Origin of the sequence: Pseudomonas sp. NFACC02, from assembly GCF_900110765.1 — a bacterium.
Classification (GTDB): domain Bacteria; phylum Pseudomonadota; class Gammaproteobacteria; order Pseudomonadales; family Pseudomonadaceae; genus Aquipseudomonas.
Genome location: NZ_FOEO01000018.1, coordinates 61,570 through 79,447 on the forward strand (window position 1 = coordinate 61,570; position 17,878 = coordinate 79,447).

Here is a 17,878-nt window from a genome sequence, read left to right on the forward strand (position 1 = left end):
GGCGGGGGATGGTGGTAATCCCCAACGAAATAGGGCTGGGCCGTCTATTCCTCCGGCCATCTACCCGGTTTTGTGAACAACCAATAGATGATCCCCAAGACCAGCGTTGCAAACCCCAATGCAGCGATAGTGGCGGCGGGCGTTGAAGCGGAATCAAGAATCACGAATTTGCGACTCAGAGCCAAGAGCGAGATAAGAATCACTGTTCGCAGCTGCACGATGCTGCCGTGCCTGAACGCGGGACGAATGATGGAGTGCTTGAACTCCAAGGCGATCAACACAGTGAAGATCGAACCGAACAGTAACTGTAAATCGCCGTGATCCAAGGGATCAATCGCGCCGCCTACCACCAGCGGCAGCACTCGTCTATAGAGCTGGATCAAAGCAATGACGATGACGCACGAGATCATCACGCCAAGCGCCAGCACGATGATCTGCTCGAATCGCTCATAGGCGTTCATCAGTGACCACTGGACACGAAGGCTTTTCAACGTCGATCTCGGAGGCAGTGGCGCTGAGGGGGCTGGATTCTTCATTAGGTTTTTGCTCCAGCACGTGTGGTTTCAGCCGTCGGCATGGCTCGCCTGTAGCCGCTGATCCAGCGCGCCAGATAGTTGAGTGAAGCAGAGTTTCGGGGGTACGGCCGAATCATTCCCAGTGATCTCGATGCGCTACCCGCATCGCAGTCTGCCGGACCGCCTCGGCAACAGTGAACACAGGCTGTTGAAGTGAGCTGGTCTGGGTTCTAGTTACTGATAATGGAGATCTTATTGTTGCGCTCGATGATTGCGAGCGTGATCTGTTCAACCCGCTCAATCCCCTGCCCCAGTATTGCCGCCAGCGATCGCGGCAGGCTCATCGACGCGTATCAATCATCGTCACAACCAGCATGGCGATTCATTGCAAACCCGCCTACGCTTGTTGGATGACCCCACGCCTTTACTCAGTTGAGGCAAAGGCTGGGGCAATCAGATTCCCTTCTGACTGTCCGTTCGCCGCGATCTGGACCTGCCCGCGTGTATCGCCAGCCACTGGCCCCTTAATACGTCCCGCCCGACCAACATTTACCGCACAACGGGTAAACGTTTTAAGCACTCCCCACCTGTCGTTCTCAAGCGACCTATGCCGCAGCCCCGCTGGAAATGAGGCCGCTGTTCACTTTCTCCCATTGAGGAAATCAGTATGTATCGGCCGAGTACCATTACTTATCAGCAGCATCGAGGGTTCAGCCGGACCTTCACTCAGGGGCATTTGAGCCTTGGACTGTTTTTCCCTTTGGAGGCTTTCGATGGGGACATGCCCAGCATGCTCAACCAGGTCGCTTTGGCCAAACGAGCGGAGGCGTTGGGTTTCTGCGCGCTCTGGTTTCGTGATGTGCCTCTTCGGGATCCCGGTTTCGGCGATGTTGGCCAACTGTTCGACCCTTGGGTTTATCTGGGCTACATGGCCGCGCATACGTCTGAGATTGCGCTTGGCACTGCGTCCATTGCCATACCGTTGCGCCATCCGTTGCACACCGCCAAGGCATCTGCCAGCGTCGATCAACTGAGTGCAGGTCGCTTGATTCTGGGGGTGGCTTCCGGCGATCGTCCGGTGGAGTTTTTAGCTTTCGGCGTCGATCCCGAAAGGCGCGGAGAGATCTTTCGAGAGCACTATGAGGTGATCCGCCGCGCCCACAGCACCAGCTTCGAACCCATCCGCTGGAGCGGTGGTGAGATGCAAGGCGCTGACTTGATTCCCAAACCCACAACCCAATCCATTCCAATGCTTGTGACTGGAAACAGTCGCCAGTCGCTGGACTGGATCGCGCGCGAAAGCCTCGGATGGATCAACTATCCACGCATACCGAACATGCAGCGGCTGATCGTCGAAGACTGGCGACGTGAGGTCATGAAGCAATGTGGCGCCGTCTATAAGCCCTTCGCTCAGTCGCTTTATATCGACCTTGACGAGACGCCATCCACGCCGCCCACCCGCATTCATTTAGGGTTCAAACTGGGACGCTACCATCTGCGGTTTTTGCTGGAGTCGCTTGAGGAGATCGGGGTGGACCACGTTATCCTGAATCTCAAATACGGAAAGCGCCCTGCTGAGGAAGTCATTGAGGAGCTGGGTACTCACATTGTTCCGGAATTCGCAGTACAGCCGCGTCCTGAAGCGGACTGATACACCCACCAGCGCCACGCCCGGCCGATGTGATCTACGGCTGGGTGACCATGAGTTGCTTTCACCCGAAGGCGAAGCCTGCCAGGCTGGCGCTGTTCCAGCGCCATGGAGAGCACCAAGATAGCCGTCATGCTGGCGTTGACTTCGGTACTGATGCCCCTGAGTTTGAGCGCATGGCAATGGCACAAACGCAATTTCGCCGCCCTGTGCCATCAATGGACCTTCAGGACCAGGCACCTCCTGAGCCTGCATCAAGAACGCATCTTCGTCTGCCGGGCTCGTCCAGGCATCTGGGGATCCAGTGCTTCATTGCACGACGTCATCAACAGTCCTGCTACCCAATGACGGGAGCGCGTTGAGCTAAGTCCCTGTCCCCGCGATCGACACGCGATCATCAGGCTGGTCGGGCGGACTCATGTTTGCTGAGGCGTTTGGCGCATCCAGCTTATCGAAGAGCACTACGTCACGGGCTTTGTCGTAACCCAGTTCAACGCTGTCGCCGGCCTGGAGTTTGCCAGCGAGCATTTCCTTCGCGAGCCGCGTTTCGAGGGTCTGGCGAATCTGACGCTTCAACTCTCGCGCGCCAAACTCGGGCTGATAACCAACATCCGCCAGATGATCAATGAGGGTGTCAGCCACTTTCACTGTGATGTTCTGCGCAGCCGCGGTTCGAATGACCCGATCAAGCTGAATGCCCACAATCGATCGGATGTTGTCCCGAGTAAGGGCATGGAACACGATGATGTCGTCGATACGGTTCAGGAATTCGGGACGAAAATGCCCTTTCAAGACGCCCATCAATTCATCACGTAACGCTTTATCCGTAAGGCGTTCATTTTCTGGTCGCCCAAGATTCTGCATGATGACGGGAGAGCCCAGATTGCTGGTGGCGATGATGATCGTATTGCTGAAGTCCACAACTCGTCCCTTGCCGTCCGTGAGACGACCATCATCGAACACCTGCAGCAATACGTTGCTCACATCGGGATGCGCCTTCTCAATCTCGTCGAGCAAAATCACGCTGTAGGGCTTGCGGCGGACGCGCTCTGTCAACTGACCGCCTTCGTCGTATCCGACATAACCGGGTGGCGCACCGATCAACCGGGCAACCGCATGACGCTCCATGTACTCCGACATATCGATGCGAATGATCGATTGCTCGTCACCAAACACCGTCTCTGCCAACGCCTTGGCCAACTCGGTTTTGCCTACGCCGGTTGGACCAAGAAAGAGAAACGTGGCAATCGGTCTGTTGGCTTGTCCAAGGCCGGCGCGAGACAGACGAACCGCATCGCTGACCGCAAGCACAGCATCTTCCTGCCCGACCAGCCGATCACGCAAAGTGTCTTCCATATTCAGCAGCTTCTGACGCTCTTCCTGAGTGAGTTCGGTTACCGGAATACCGGTCAGACGGGACAGTACTTCGGCAATCGACTCAAGGGTCACCTCGAGGGTTTCGGAACCCGTTTTGCGCTCCCAGGCTTCTGTCTCCTCTCCCAATTGGGCTTGCTTTTGACCGATGCGCTCTTCGAAGCCTTTGGATTCATCGAAGCGTTTACGCGAGGATGAATAGTCCTGTTCGCGTTTGAGCTGGGTGATTTCTGCTTCCAGCTCCTGAATGCCAGCGGGCCTTGAGGAGGCGCTGATGCGCACGCGGGCCGCAGCCTGGTCGATCAGGTCAATGGCCTTGTCCGGCAGAAAGCGCGAGGTAATGTAACGATCCGACAGCTCCGCCGCTGCCACGAATGCTTCGTCGGCGAACGTCACCTGATGGTGCGCCTCAAGCTTGTCGCGCAGTCCACGCAGGATAATGATGGTCTGTTCTACGGTGGGCTCGGATATCAGGACGGGCTGAAAACGTCTTTCGAGCGCCGCATCTTTTTCGATGTGCTTTTGATACTCATTGAGCGTCGTCGCACCGATCAGACTGAGCTCCCCGCGTGCCAGTGCGGGTTTCAATACGTTGGCAATGTCCAGGCCGCCTTCTTCACCTCCCTGCCCCGCGCCAACGATCGTATGCAGCTCGTCGATGAACAGAATCAGCTCCGAGGTCTTCGCAGAGACTTCATCGAGCAGTTGCTTGGCGCGCTCCTCAAATTCGCCCCGGTATTTGGAGCCCGCGACCATTGAGTTCAGATTGACTTCAACCAGCCGTCTGCCACGCAGAATTTCCGGGACATCGCCCTTGACTATGCGCTGGGCAAGCCCTTCGACGATGGCTGTCTTGCCGACGCCGGGTTCACCGATCAGGACCGGATTGTTCTTCCTGCGGCGGGCCAGCACCTCGATGGTGTTTTCGATTTCCTGCGCGCGGCCCAATACGGGATCCAGCTTGCCCTCACGAGCCAATGACGTCAGGTCGCGACCGAACTTGTCGAGTGTCGGTGTTCCCGTGGGGGTATCGACTCTCCCGTCCTCAGCCCCCTTACCCACCACCTTGACCACCTTCTGCCGCAAGGCTTCAGGGGTCACGCCGTATTTTTTGAGCAGCGTTCCGGCAATGCTTTCGGGCACCGAGGAAAGCCCGATCAACAGATGCTCGGGGCCAACATATGAGTGCCCTAAATCACGAGATGCCTGGAACGCAAAATTGAACGCTTTTTTCAGTCGAGGCGAGATGCTCATCTGATCCACCGGAGCCTGCGCCTGCGCTGCGCCCCTTTGAGCGTGTTGATCGATGTAGCTTTTGATGTCGTCCGCAGAAAGCTTCAATTCCTTGAGCAACGCTGTGCCTACGTCGGTATCGGCAAGCACATACAACAGATGCTCAGTATCTAGCTCGCTGCGGTTGAACTCATGGGCTTTCTCTCCAGCGCGTTGCAGGATTTCCAGCGTCTGGGAGCTGAATGCATCGGTTGCATCGACAGATTCGCGAGGCACATGCGCAGAGAGCCTGAAGTCATCACCCCCCTGATCCGCTGCTCCGCCCATGTTGTCGAAAAAGCGGGACACGCCACCGCCCAGCAAAGAGTCGAAGGGGTTCAACATACTTTTATGGCGTAAAAGTTGACGGTAGTCGTGGTCGCAAATGGACATTGTTCTGGCCTGACCATTTTGCGACACGGTCACTCGCGCGACAGCCGGTCTGGCGTTACATATTTCACAGAGAGTAGCCATGATGAGTTGTCTCCAAAAATGGATAACACGGACTCATACAGATGGATCTACGTGCCCTGAACGATGCTCAGGAAACAGGGGCATGAGACCAGCAATACGCTGAGCTTGGTCGGGAAGACGATGACGTGGGAGGGAATGGCAGCTTTGGGAAAACGATGCCACCCGATCAACATAGTCGCGATCTCATGACAGCGCGCCACGGCTACTTGATTACCGACGAACGACGTCTAGACATTTCGTGTGAATAAACAACCTGTCGTTAGCTATCAACCCAGGCGCTAGCTAGCGATTGAGTCCACGCATTGAGGAAAGCTCAATCGCCTGACTCATCTCGGTGACCTCGGGAGGCCCGTCATAGCGAAGCCCGTCGATGTAGAACGCAGGCGTGCCGTTTACCCCGCTACGTACGCCGCCATTGAAATCGGATTGTATTTTGGGCAGATAGATATCGGTTTGCATCGCAACAACCAGTTCATCGCTGGAAAGGCCGTGTCTCAGTGCGATGGCGCCATACAGCGGCACGCCCAATCGATCCTGATTTTCATACAACTCGTCGTGGGCCTCCCAGAAGAATCCTCGACTCCCGGCATATTCAGCGGTGACAGCTGCGCCCAGCGCATGCGGGTGAGCAGTGGTCAGTGGAAAGTTGCGAAACACAAGCAACAGATCCTCGCCAAAATGCTGCTGCAGCTGCTTGACGACCCAGTACGCCAAACCGCAATAGGGGCATTCGTAGTCGCCATATTCCACCAGTGTGACCTTGGCATCCGCCCTTCCCTGGCGATGGTCGTTTGCAGTTACCGGGACTTTGAGAGTGGCCATGTGATCACCTACTGTTTTTTGGCGGGCGTGCTGTGTGGGGAATCTGCCAGAGCATCTAGCGCATCCAGAATGCCGTCCGCTCCAGGATTGATTGCCATCGGTGAAACGTAGCTCCAGGCGACCACCCCCTCCTTGTCAATCACGAACAACGCACGCTTACAAACTCCAAGGTGGGAATCGTACACGCCATACTGTCGCGCCACCGCTCCTTTGGGCTCGAAATCGGCAAGCAGGCTGAAGTGAAACCCACGATCTTTGACGAAGGCCTGATGACACCATGCGCTGTCGACGGAAATACCCAGCAGCGTCGCACCGTACTCTCTGAATGTGGGGAGCACCTGGTTGTACAAGGTCAGTTGGTCGCCACACACCGAGCTCCAGTCAGCGGGATAGAACGCCAATATTACGGGACTTCCCTTTAGCTCGCGCAGAGACAGCCGCTGATCGGGGGTCGCGTACAGGGAGAAATCGGGGGCGACAGTGCCGGCTGGAAGTGGTCCTTGAACCGGGCCGTCGGTCGTTTCTTTTGCATCATCCAATGCTGAAGTGTTCATTGCTTGAGCCCTGATAGATGGGGGGGTCTGCTCAGCCGGATACGACTCGCCCGGCGGGATAACTCCATCCACCGTCAAGGGATTCAGAGTGGCGAAGAGGCCTCGATACAAGCCTGAGTGTCTTCGGCTGCGAGGGTTATGGTCCGCATCAACGAGCACGAGGCGATCCGCCGTGCTTTTGCGGAATGGGGTTGAGGCCAGGTTGGCAGCGCAACGGCTGATTTGATCTGACGTACCAATGACTATAGTCGCTGTTAGCACCTGCCCCGCGAAAAGAGACCCGCGGTAACGTCCAGACTCAGCCACGTCCCTGACGCGGCAAACGGCGGCAGGGACGGGTCGGAATGCCTCGTCGGGCTTGCTTAGCCGGGCAGCTTTGCCACAAGGACGTCCACCTTCTCGATTGACGGCGGTTCGGCAAACAGCTCGGCAGCCTTTGCCATAAGCGCGGCGGCGACCTTGCCCGAAAGATGAGCCTGTCGGCCTGCTTCATCCGGGAAGGCGTCAAAGATGCCAAAGGTGGAAGGTCCCAAGCGGATGGCGAACCAGGCCGTGGTGGCTGGCTCCTCCGCCACGATTGCAAGACCACTCACTAAAAAGCTCTCAACCTCTTTCTCTTTCCCGGGTTTTGCTTCGAGACGAACGAACAACGCTACGTTGACCATGACGTGTGTCCTCTTGTTATGACCAGGTCATCATGCGCCATGCTTTCCAGTAAGCCCAACGGGATATTTGCCGACTTGCCAGCAAGCCCCAGCGTCGTGGGGATGGAAGGTGGCGTCGAGTCATTCCGCCGGCAGAGCAAACGGCCAGAAGCAGACGCCGGACTGCCTCGTCACCCGTCATTAGCTGCACCCAGCCCATTTACTCGACAGCGGCGCCCTTCCCTCAGCATCCGATGTTCAAGACGCAGACCAACCGAACGGCCGGTCAGCGATGAAGCTCTGGATGGCTCAGGAACGCTTCGAGGGCGGCAAACGGCATCGGTCTGGCGAAGTGATAACCCTGAAAAATATCGCAGCGACTGCCTTTCAGAAATTCCATTTGGGATGCCGTTTCCACGCCTTCGGCGACCACAATGAGGCTGAGGTGGTGGGCCATGGAAATAATGCCCTGGGTGATCGCTGCATCGTGATGATCGGTAGCGATTTCCCGGATGAACGAACGGTCGATCTTGATCTTATCGATCGGCAAACGCTTGAGGTAGCTGAGGCTGGAAAAACCGGTCCCGAAGTCATCGAGTGCAATGCGCACCCCCAATACCTTGAGCCGGTGCAACGTCTCGATCGCCTGTTCAGCGTTATGTAACAGCAGCGACTCGGTGATCTCCAGCTCCAGTTGTTCACCTCGCAGACCGTGTTTCTTCAGCGTGGCCTGGACATACTGCACGAAATGGCCACGCTGAAAATGCATTGGTGAAATATTGACGGCCATCGAGATGCCCGCGTTGCCCTGCTCGTCCAACTGGCGCAACTGAGCGCAGGCCGTATCGAGCACCCAAAGGCTAAGCGGGATGATCTGACCACTGTCCTCGGCCACCGGAACAAACACCGCTGGGGGGATAAATCCCTTTTCCGGATGCTCCCAGCGCAGCAACGCTTCGATCCCGACCACACGCCCGGTACGTGCGTCGATCTGCGGTTGATAATGCAGCTGTAACGACTGAGTCTCGATAGCCTTTTGCAGGTCATTGCGCAGCCTGGCGTGCTCGCAAACGCGCTGATTCAGGTCGCTGGTGTACCACTGAAAATTGTTGCGCCCTTGTTGTTTGGCTTTGTACATGGCCATGTCAGCCTGTTGGATCAACTGCATCGGCTGCTCAAGGTGACCATCGCTCAGGGTGATACCGACACTTGCGCTCACGTGCAGGTCGATGCCCTGGATGCAGTAGGGTCTGGCAATGCTGGCCATCAATCGCTCGGCCACTGGCACGACGTCCTCATCACGCAGCAGGTCCGGCAGCAGAACGATGAATTCGTCACCGCCCATGCGCACGATCGTGTCAGCGGGCCTAACCTGCTCTGCCATGCGTCGCGCTACCTCGATCAGCACCTGATCGCCAAAGTAGTGCCCGATAGAATCATTGATGGATTTGAATCCATCCAGATCAATGCACATTACCGCCAGCAGCCGCTTTCGCAGACGACTGAGGTGACAATCCAGAATAAGCTGGTCTTCAAGCGACACACGGTTAAGCAAGCCGGTCAGTTGGTCATGGCTGGCGTTGAAACTCAACTGGCGCTCGAAATGCTTCTGATCGCTGATGTCACGGGCAATGCCAAACACACCAACGATCTCGCCGTTGACCATGATGGGCAGGTTCGAAATGTCCATGGTCAACAGTTTTTCATTCTCGTCTCGAAGCCGTGCCTCGAAGCGTTGAGGGGCTCCGGCGCGCGCTGCGGAAAAATGCTGACTGACCCGCATCAGGTCTTCCTCAGGCACCAGACGGGAAAAGTGATGGCCAATGAACTGGGTTGCAGTCTGCGGCTTAAGCTTCAGGCCTGCGGGATTCACACTCTGGATGTTGCCGAGCAGATCGAGCGCGAACACCGGGTTGGGGTTATAGGTGAACAGTGAACGAAAGCGTTGCTCGCTCTCCTCCAGGCGCTGACCGTCACGCTCATGGCGGATTGCGATGACTGCCAGTTGGGCGGCGCAGGCAAGTTGTTGAATCTGTAATTCGTCTGGCGTATGGGTGCGATTCTGATACAGGGCAAATGTGCCCAATACGCTGCCCTCATGGGAGAGCAAAGGAACCGACCAGCAGGAATGCAAGTTATGCCCAAGCGCCAGGCTGCGGAAACGCTCCCAATTCGGATCTTGAGCGATGTCTTCAGTGACCACCATTTCGCGCCGGAACGCTGCCGTGCCGCAGGTGCCTTCCCGTGGACCGATCGCCATTCCATGAATCGCCTCACTGTACTTGGCCGGCAGGCCGGGCGCTGCGCCGCTCAGCAAGTGCTTGCCCTCGGCGTCAGTGAGGAGAATGGAACAGAACGTATCGGGGCTCTGGGCGTTTTGCATCTGGCAGATAGCGCTAAGTATTTCGTCCAGATGTTGGTCGCTTGCGATCATGCCGAGAATGTCACGTTGCGACTCGGGGAACGTATTGCTGTGAAAATCGGGACGAGTATTCATGGTGGTTCCTGAAGACTCTCGAGGTCGTCCGGTCTACAGAGAGCCAGAAATAGCGGGCGGCCGATCACTGTCCACTAGTGCGTCGGTCGCGCACTGTAGGCAGCTGCTCCCCGCTGAAGAAAGGCTCAGAGGTGACATAAAAAGCAGTGTCAGATTGATGCCGTTTGGCCGTGAACGGACCACGACCATTCCGCCGATGTGATCGCCCTCTGCCCGAACGTTCATCGTGAAGCGCACTATCGAAGGAACAAGGCAGAGGTGCGCGAATTTCCTCACCTTGGCCCAGGGTTTTACCTGATCGTCGCATGTTCGAGACGTGGCTCTGGTCAATTTCTGGGTGTCGTAACGGGCAGCAATTGTCCCCCAGAAAAGCAGAAGCACCCTCGACTTTAGTAGCGCAACAACCGTAAAAACCATCGAGTGAAAAAAGCCGCCTAAAACTGCAGCAACATAAGTGCGCGAACTGCTGGTGGTCTCGGATGCCGAAAATTCGTTCTACGGCTACGGTAAGTGCCAAATACGACTATAGTCACTGGTGAGCCAGGGAGCATCCAGCCGTTATGTTACAAGCTTGGCCTTCAATCCAATACCGCGAAGACACGGAGGATTTCCTCGTGCTGCTTCATGCGAAATTTCTACGTTCTGGCTGCCGAAAACACTTAGGTTCAGGCTGAGATAAAGGCCTCGTTTCTTTTGTGAATCCACTGATGGTGGATTGAGTTATCCCGCCGGGCACGTTGTATCCCGCTAAGCACGCCCCCACCACCCATCTATCAAGGTTCAGGCAATGGATACTTCAGCATTTGGTGATGCAAAAGAAGCGAAAGACGATCTGGTCCGGGGGCCGCTGCCAGCGGTCTGCGGCGACTAAATGACCTAATAGCGCCGTATTAAGCCGCGTGAATGGCATCCCAGCGCTTTACACTGACGGACCTTGCTGTAAAGGGGTTCCAGAGTTCACCGCAATGAGTCAGATGATTGAGCTTTCGTTAGTGAGTGGGTGATGCCGGACAGTGACGTCGGCCGGCCATCATCTACACCAGGGCTGAGGACTAACCAACGTTAGTTCCCTTCTACATTAAAGAGGTGTGCGCGGAGCCAGCAGCGAATGAAATCTTTGAAGTATTATGAAAAAAATCGACACGCCACATGGCTGGAGTTGTTTTTTGACCTGATTTTTGTCGTTACAATAGGCAAGGTGACGCATACGCTCGGACATCTTCATCAAGGCCACTTTGAACGTGAGCAATTATGGAGTTTCTTACTGCTTTTTGTTCCATTATGGTGGATCTGGTCAAGCCATACTATTTACTCCAACAGGTTTGATACAGACGGCAACCTTCACCGTCTTTCAACATTATTTATAATGTTATTACTCATTGTGCTATCCGCGCGGATTGGCGAAACACTAGAAGTGTACTACCCGCTTGTTATCACCTGCTATGTGGGTATACGTGCCATCATCAGCATCATGTACATTTCGACCATAAATACTGTCGACGACCGTAGCGAATTCGCCTCCAGGCTTGGCTTCGCCCTTTTAGTCAGCTCAGCTATCAGTCTCTCATCCATTATTTTTGACCCACCCATGCGTTACCTCGTAGCTTACATTGGAATTTTTCTTGATATTCTGCTTCCTGTTTTTTCCTGGAGCAAAACAAAACCATTGCCAGCGCATACAGAACACTTGGTTGAACGACTAGGTTTGCTCACCCTCATCTTGTTGGGCGAGTCAGTAATCAGCCTTTCTGGAGGGTTATCTGACATTCAATGGAATCTTTACAATGTAATGGCGGCAATCACCGGGTTTATCATGATTTGCAGTATATGGTGGATCTATTTTGATAGCTTTTATCTGCTGAGCAAAAATGAAAGCAGCATGAGTGGCCACTCCTTAATCTACTCGCACCTTTTCCTGTTTTTAGGGCTGGCCCTCCTCGCCAACTTGATCAGGCATGCGATCTTGAACGACATTGCGATACATGATTTCCAAATTGTGTCAGTCATCGGCATGATCTTATTTTTCCTGGGCAAGCAATATGGCTACTTCATAGCCGTACCCAAGATAAGGACATACATTCTTCAAAACACGTTGATCGTGTTTTCTTTAGGTGGCTTAGCTATATTTCTGCCTCGTGTCGAGTACATATTGATCGGTCTAACATTCACCATGATCGGATATGTTTTGCTGAATTTCAGGTACCGTTAAGTCATTCTTGTTAAACCATAGCTTGGGAGGAGTTCCGCGAAACCCTGCCGACAAAGTCGAGCAACCCGCCCGAGAGCAAGAAAGTGGATTGATCGATGTACCAATCCAACTGCCCTAGGTAATTCGTACGCGGTGCAAGAACCTGCCCTTCATGAAGGGCTATTTTGGGTCGGAAGCGGCCGACCGTGGGCTGACTGCTTTCGGCCAGAAGCGGACGGTCGCAGCGCTTTCCTAGATACTCCAGACTGGCGTCGAGATCGTTGTGAAATGCCTGATCAATCAATCGTGAGCCGAGCAGCGGTTAGCTCTTTGATCCTCAGTACTCTCCCGTCTTCAGTGAGCCAGCAATGCCTGCCGCCGTTACTCAACTCGGAATTATAATAAAAAACATGAGAACGAGCTGAGGAGTCTAGGGCATTAGTGACGATGTAGACTACGTAAGACCTGCGATGTTCGGCGGCTAGCATTTGCTTGTATTCGTTGGGAGTTAGTTCAGCGCAAAGATCGCTTCCTGACAGCCCTTTGACCTCAACCTTCAGATCTACGTCATTACTAGAGACCGTAAGGTCCCAGCCCACATTGTCTTTTTCTACCGATCTTACAACCCGGCTCCCGCCCTGAGCGGATTCGTAATATTTGATGGCATGACGTACCGCCGCCAGCTCCACGAGTTTTCTCATTTCGGGATCTAGTTGCCTAGGAGAATTCACCTGCTTCTTCGACGCAATCTTGGAGAAGCTCCCACCTGCGTCCAGATACGACCTCACCTTTGCCACATACTCTGGATTGCCATACCAGACTGGGCTTTGTCCGAGGTTACCCTTAACTTTCGCTGTAGGTACTTTAAGAACACGCTGGTCTGGTGCCAACAAGGTCGCGCCAGCAATAGGCGCTTCAATCTGATACCCAACGACGTCGCCACTTGATCGCTTGATCTCGAAATGGCCTGACTCAAGGTAAACCACAGCACTTCTGTACCAGCCAACCACGTATGTGACCTGATCCCTTGGACTCCTGGCAACCCAGATCACAGTCACGCCTTCGACTTTGTCATCGTTTTTGGCAGCACCAAGCCTCCTCAAATTTATTCGAGCAGACCGGGGGATGTACCCATACAACTTTTTGCGCGCAGGCTGGAAATTCCATGCTTCATGGCCATAAGCATGTGTTTTTAACCATCCATGTCCACCAATGGTTGGATCGTTATCTGGGCCTTGGTAAGACACCATCCAGCCAATATTTACAAAGATAATCGGAGCATCCATTTTAGAATCCCTTCTTAGCGTCAGTGGCAGACACCCTGTCGGGCGAGCTGCGGCAGTGGTGCGGCCAGACGCTCCAGTGAAGGGAAGCTCCTAGCCGCTTTCAGCGCGTTGATTTCCGAAGTTGTTTTACTGGAACGGGTCGATTTCTACCAATAATTTGAGACGCGCCGGGGTGGCCCATCTGCAACCTGGCCCTCCGCCCTAGCTCATTCCACGCGTGTCCGGAAGAGTTCCAATTACGGCCTCACTGCTGCGCCAGAGCGGCGACTCCCGTCATGAGGCACCGCAACAAGGGATCGATAAAATCTAAGAAGGGTGAGTGAGTAGACGGACTTCATATCAGATGTGGTAATCAATTTACTCGCGCATTGTGTAGGCGCTTCTGCGCAGACGTTGCTAACTGACGGCCGCCTCGCGGCAGAGCGGTTCCGCATGGGCGTGGCGGTTGCTATTGGGGCTTCGTATTGCTCGCTCCTTTTGCGGGTGCCATTGCGTGGTTCATCTATCTTTAGCAGTCGATAATGACCGTCCGCTTTGGGTCGAAAGCGGACGCTCAGCCCCTACAAAAACAGCGGCGCTTCACGACGCTGAGCGTGATGCAAAAAAATCCGCGCACGCAAGCCGCCGCAGAGCACTCGCTTTTAACCGCCATCAACGCCTTTACCGCAGAGCAGCTCGTAAAAAGGCTCAGGCTTGAGCAGCGTTCCTGGCTTTGCTTTGGAACATGGCAGTATCGGCCTTGAACATCAGCTCGTCGAGGAGTTCGCCATCTTCCGGATACCAGGCCACGCCCAGGCTGGCGCTGACTTTGATCTTAGTGTCTTTCCAAGGCATGGGCAGCTCGACGGCTTTGCAGATGTCCTGAGTAATGCGCTGGATATCGTGTTTGTGATGCGCACCGTCAAGCAACAGGACGAATTCGTCGCCGCCCATGCGCGCGGCGATTTCGAACTCGCTGATATGGGATTTGATGGCCGAGGCTGCGTGGATCAGCACGGCATCGCCCGCCTGGTGGCCAAAACAGTCATTGATCTGCTTGAAGTTGTTCAAGTCGATATAGCACAGGGCCAAATGCTCTCCACGGCTCTTGGCGCCGAGCAGCTTCTGGCTGACGAAGGGAATAAAACTGTTGCGATTGGGCAAGCCCGTCAGGCTGTCATAGAAGGCCAGCTTGCGGACTTCCTCTTCGGCAAGTTTGCGTAACTTGATCTCGTTGCGCAGGTGGCGCTGGGCATTCAACAGCACCAGCGTGAACATCAGAACCAGCGCGCCGCCCACACTGATCAGGACAATCGTCTTGCGCAGCCGCTCGACGAGTTGTGGCGGGTTGGGGTCGTACATGAAGTTTTCCAGACCGTCGATGCTGTCGACCATGCCCAATTCGAGGAAGGTTTCCGCCATACGTTGCCAGCGCCCCGGATTCATATGACCGATCTCGATCAAGTCAGACTGCACCAGTGGACGCATGGCTTCAGCCTCGAACTCCAAGTGCGCGCGGCTTTTCTCCACTGAATACTGATTGATCAGCAGGTCAATGATTTCCTCGGGGTGATCCATCGCGTAGCGCCAGCCACGCAAAGTGGCGCGGCGGAACGCCTCGACCCGTTGTGGATGCTCGTCAATCTCGGCCTGAGTGGTGAACAGGATGTCGCTGTAGAAATCGATCCCGTAGGTGACAGGCGAGATCACGTTGTAGTCCACGCCGCGCTGTTGCAGGTAGAAAGACTCGTTGGTCAGGTACGAGTTGAAGGCCGTCACTTTGCCGTTGGCCAGATCTTCAATTTGATAACTGCTGGGCAGCAGTTTCAGTTTATCGAGGGGGATACCTTCGCTGCGGAACATCGCTAGAAAATCGGCATCGGTGTCTGCCCCCATCAGCATCACCGGCTTGTCGATCAGGTCGTGCACCGTGCGAACACCTTCGTCGGTACGCGCCAGGAGCACGGAGGGCGAATGCTGAAAAATCACCGCCAGCGCGACCAACGGCTTTCCATGCAGGCGCGCCTGGAGCAATTCGCTGTTGGCCTCACCGTATTGGGTACGTCCGGAGAGCACTTCTTCGACGGGTGTGACATTAGGGCCCCCCTCGTGAATACGCACTTCCAGGCCCTCTTCCCGGTAGTAGCCCTGTGCGGCGGCGGCGTAGTAGCCCGCGAACTGAAACTGATGTTTCCAGCGCAGTTGCATATCAATCACCTGCACGACGCCATTCTGCTGGGTGACCGGGCCCGCCCACGCCGCCTGAGCCGAGAGCAACACCAAACACAGCAGTCGACGCAGCCGAAGCAACAGACGTCTCTCCGGCTGGCCTAGCGTGTTAGAGCAGCTACGGAGGCTGGGCATAATGAGGGTCCGTGAATCGCGCGTATCGTTTAGCGTGCAGGCTTAACGTGGCATTGTGGCACCAGTTATGCAGTACCAGCAATTACGTAATGGGGTCATGATCAGTCGCCCGGATGGATTTTCTAGTTACGCTCAGGCAATTGCCCGAGCTTTCATCTGCCAAGAAGATGAGGCAGCAGCCGCCAGCCTTCCGCGTGCAAGCCACCATTGGCTACCGGACGTGCTGCACTTAGCTAACACATGCTTCAAGGGACAGAAAATGCTCATCGTATTCAGCGGCCTTCCTGGCACTGGAAAAACCACCATCGCCCAGCAGCTCGTCGCAACAACAAGCTGCGTCTACTTGCGGATCGACACTATCGAGCAAGCCCTCCGAAACTCCGGCACATTGGCTCAAGGGGTCGGACGCAGCGGCTATGAGGTCGCCAATGCGCTGGCGCTTAGTAATCTTCGCCTAGGGAAAACGGTGATCGCTGACTGCGTGAACCCAGTCACCGAAAGCCGTGCCGCGTGGCGTGAGACAGCGTCAACAGCGAGTGTTCAACTGCTGAATGTTGAAGTGATTTGCTCGGATGCGGATGAGCATCGTCGTCGGGTGGAGTCCAGGCGGGGTGATATTCCAGGACTAACGCCGCCCACCTGGCAATCGGTGTTGGCTCACGAATATGAACCGTGGGCTGAAGCACGCATTTGCATCGATACTGCGATGGTTTCAGCGGCACAGGCTGTGTCGCTGATCATGGAGTGTGCTTACCGGTGAATGAAATCAACCTGATCGCTATTGATCGAGGCTCGGGATGAGTGACCGCCCCTTTTACCCCCGCGACGCCGTCCATCGAGTGTGCGTAAGTCCGTAACACTTCGCCAAGGCTGGCACGGCGGATACTTTCAGTTCGGCGTCATATACGCGCACAGCACCCAACTTCATCCTGGACGTCTGCGAACAAATGTTCGTGGCGGATGTTCGCCCCAGATGTCTGAATCAGCCGCGGCCTGAAACGTACCTTCAAGATCACTGTCTGCCAGAGATTTAAGACTCAGGGGGCTTCCGCACAGAGGAGGTTGGCAGTCGAAGTTGAGGGCGGGCATGGGTATCTTTCCGATTGGACAGGAGTGATTGGCCACTGAGTTGGTTGACGCCAATAATCCTCACGGCTGAAGCACCGTCATGCGAAACGCTCCTGCATTGCTTGCGGCATGTCCGACAGCTTCGTTCACCAACGCAAGAGGGTAGGTGCTGATCGCGAAGTGGCTCAGCGGCAAGAGGTGCGCGCGGATGAGGCCGAGGAGCGTGGCCACTGCAGTACGCGGGTACATCCATTGGCCCATTAGAGTGATGTTATTGCGCATCAGCCAAGGATAGGGCAGCGCCAAGTCATCGCCGCCCAGCATGCCAACTCCACCCATCAGTACGACTCTGCCATAAGGCCGCACGGCCATGACAGCAGCGCGGACCGTGGTCGTGGTGACGGCAGGAGGAAGTATGTCCATGACACAGTCGATTGGCCCCTGCGCGGCAGCCACTATCGCATCTCGGTCACCCGCCTCATCACCACTGAGCATCACCGGCACTACCCGGTCGCCGAATCGCCGTACGAGGTCAGCGAGGGTGTCGGCATTACGCCCCGGTGTCACGACGCGCGCCGCACCCATCGCCAGCGCCACCAGGATCGCGGCGCTGCCGAAATGCCCCGTCGCGCCACTGACCAGCGCCGTTTCACCGGGTGCCAGACCCGCCGCAAGCCAGCCCCCGTAGGGAATGAGCAAGGTGTTGAGCGCACACCAGGCCGGGGCGTCTTCTGCCCGGATATCGCCGATAGGGACGGCGTTTTCAGTGGGCACCCGGATGACTTCCGCGAATGGCCCATCGTGGTAGTAACGATGCAAATGCAAGCCGCCCTCACCACGGGCGCTCCAGCCCTGCAACACGATGTCAGGCATGCGGGCATCATCCCGGGAGCGTACTGTGGGATCACAGAACACCCAGTCTCCCGGGCGCAACCGAGTTGCGTCCGGCCCGACCTCCAACACCTGGCCGATCGCTCCGCACCCGGGTATGAGCGGCAGCTCGATGTTGTATCGGCGCGCCCCGTTGAACACTTCATTGGCATAGGCCAGAACGGGAGCAGCGACGACGTTCACCAGTACTTCACCGCTGCCACGAATGGGCGCAGGGACCGACTCGACGATCAGGGGCTGATTCAGGGATTTCAAAATGGCGGCACGCATGGTCATCTCCTTCCGGGAAAGGGCCAGTGTGC

At 55.7% G+C, this 17,878-nt stretch carries 12 protein-coding genes; 3 read left to right on the plus strand and 9 right to left on the minus strand.

The annotated features are described in order from the left end of the window. Nucleotides 1-44: 44 nt before the first annotated feature. Nucleotides 45-536, minus strand: coding sequence for a phosphate-starvation-inducible PsiE family protein (locus BMY73_RS16125; protein ID WP_218190158.1), 492 nt, complete (start codon nucleotides 534-536; stop codon nucleotides 45-47). A 646-nt stretch (nucleotides 537-1,182) separates the two neighbouring features. Here BMY73_RS16125 and BMY73_RS16130 point away from each other — a divergent pair. Beyond that, nucleotides 1,183-2,166: an LLM class oxidoreductase gene (locus tag BMY73_RS16130; RefSeq protein WP_092408317.1), complete on the plus strand. Its 984-nt coding sequence runs from the start codon at nucleotides 1,183-1,185 to the stop codon at nucleotides 2,164-2,166. Between the two features lie 360 nt (nucleotides 2,167-2,526). On the opposite strand, the gene BMY73_RS16140 is transcribed toward BMY73_RS16130, so the two are convergent. The 5 genes from BMY73_RS16140 to BMY73_RS16160 all read right to left on the minus strand — a co-directional run bounded on the left by BMY73_RS16140 (nucleotide 2,527) and on the right by BMY73_RS16160 (nucleotide 9,800). Beyond that, nucleotides 2,527-5,283, minus strand: coding sequence for an ATP-dependent Clp protease ATP-binding subunit (locus tag BMY73_RS16140; protein ID WP_092408321.1), 2,757 nt, complete (start codon nucleotides 5,281-5,283; stop codon nucleotides 2,527-2,529). 282 nt (nucleotides 5,284-5,565) lie between these two features. Next, complete coding sequence (locus tag BMY73_RS16145; RefSeq protein WP_092408324.1) at nucleotides 5,566-6,105, minus strand: DsbA family protein; 540 nt, start codon at nucleotides 6,103-6,105, stop codon at nucleotides 5,566-5,568. A gap of 8 nt (nucleotides 6,106-6,113) precedes the next feature. Then, nucleotides 6,114-6,659: a redoxin domain-containing protein gene (locus tag BMY73_RS16150; RefSeq protein WP_092408326.1), complete on the minus strand. Its 546-nt coding sequence runs from the start codon at nucleotides 6,657-6,659 to the stop codon at nucleotides 6,114-6,116. Between the two features lie 362 nt (nucleotides 6,660-7,021). Continuing rightward, entirely contained in the window at nucleotides 7,022-7,324 is a 303-nt protein-coding gene (locus BMY73_RS16155; protein WP_092408328.1) for a putative quinol monooxygenase, read from the minus strand. A gap of 265 nt (nucleotides 7,325-7,589) precedes the next feature. Then, nucleotides 7,590-9,800, minus strand: coding sequence for an EAL domain-containing protein (locus BMY73_RS16160; RefSeq protein WP_092408330.1), 2,211 nt, complete (start codon nucleotides 9,798-9,800; stop codon nucleotides 7,590-7,592). 1,108 nt (nucleotides 9,801-10,908) lie between these two features. Here BMY73_RS16160 and BMY73_RS16170 point away from each other — a divergent pair. Continuing rightward, nucleotides 10,909-12,009: a low temperature requirement protein A gene (locus BMY73_RS16170; protein ID WP_092408333.1), complete on the plus strand. Its 1,101-nt coding sequence runs from the start codon at nucleotides 10,909-10,911 to the stop codon at nucleotides 12,007-12,009. A gap of 275 nt (nucleotides 12,010-12,284) precedes the next feature. On the opposite strand, the gene BMY73_RS16180 is transcribed toward BMY73_RS16170, so the two are convergent. Together BMY73_RS16180 and BMY73_RS16185 are read right to left on the minus strand one after the other, a co-directional pair. Further along, nucleotides 12,285-13,274, minus strand: a complete 990-nt coding sequence (locus tag BMY73_RS16180) for a protein NO VEIN domain-containing protein (RefSeq protein ID WP_062383857.1) — start codon at nucleotides 13,272-13,274, stop codon at nucleotides 12,285-12,287. A gap of 687 nt (nucleotides 13,275-13,961) precedes the next feature. After that, nucleotides 13,962-15,617, minus strand: a complete 1,656-nt coding sequence (locus BMY73_RS16185) for a GGDEF domain-containing protein (RefSeq protein WP_092408337.1) — start codon at nucleotides 15,615-15,617, stop codon at nucleotides 13,962-13,964. 259 nt (nucleotides 15,618-15,876) lie between these two features. Here BMY73_RS16185 and BMY73_RS16190 point away from each other — a divergent pair, with 259 nt between their 5' ends. Further along, the gene (locus BMY73_RS16190) at nucleotides 15,877-16,377 is read left to right on the plus strand and encodes a P-loop nucleotide/nucleoside kinase family protein (RefSeq protein WP_092408381.1); all 501 of its coding nucleotides are present in this window, start codon (nucleotides 15,877-15,879) and stop codon (nucleotides 16,375-16,377) included. Between the two features lie 389 nt (nucleotides 16,378-16,766). Here BMY73_RS16190 and BMY73_RS16195 read toward each other — a convergent pair whose 3' ends face one another. Further along, nucleotides 16,767-17,846, minus strand: coding sequence for a quinone oxidoreductase family protein (locus tag BMY73_RS16195; RefSeq protein WP_092408339.1), 1,080 nt, complete (start codon nucleotides 17,844-17,846; stop codon nucleotides 16,767-16,769). Nucleotides 17,847-17,878 lie beyond the last annotated feature (32 nt).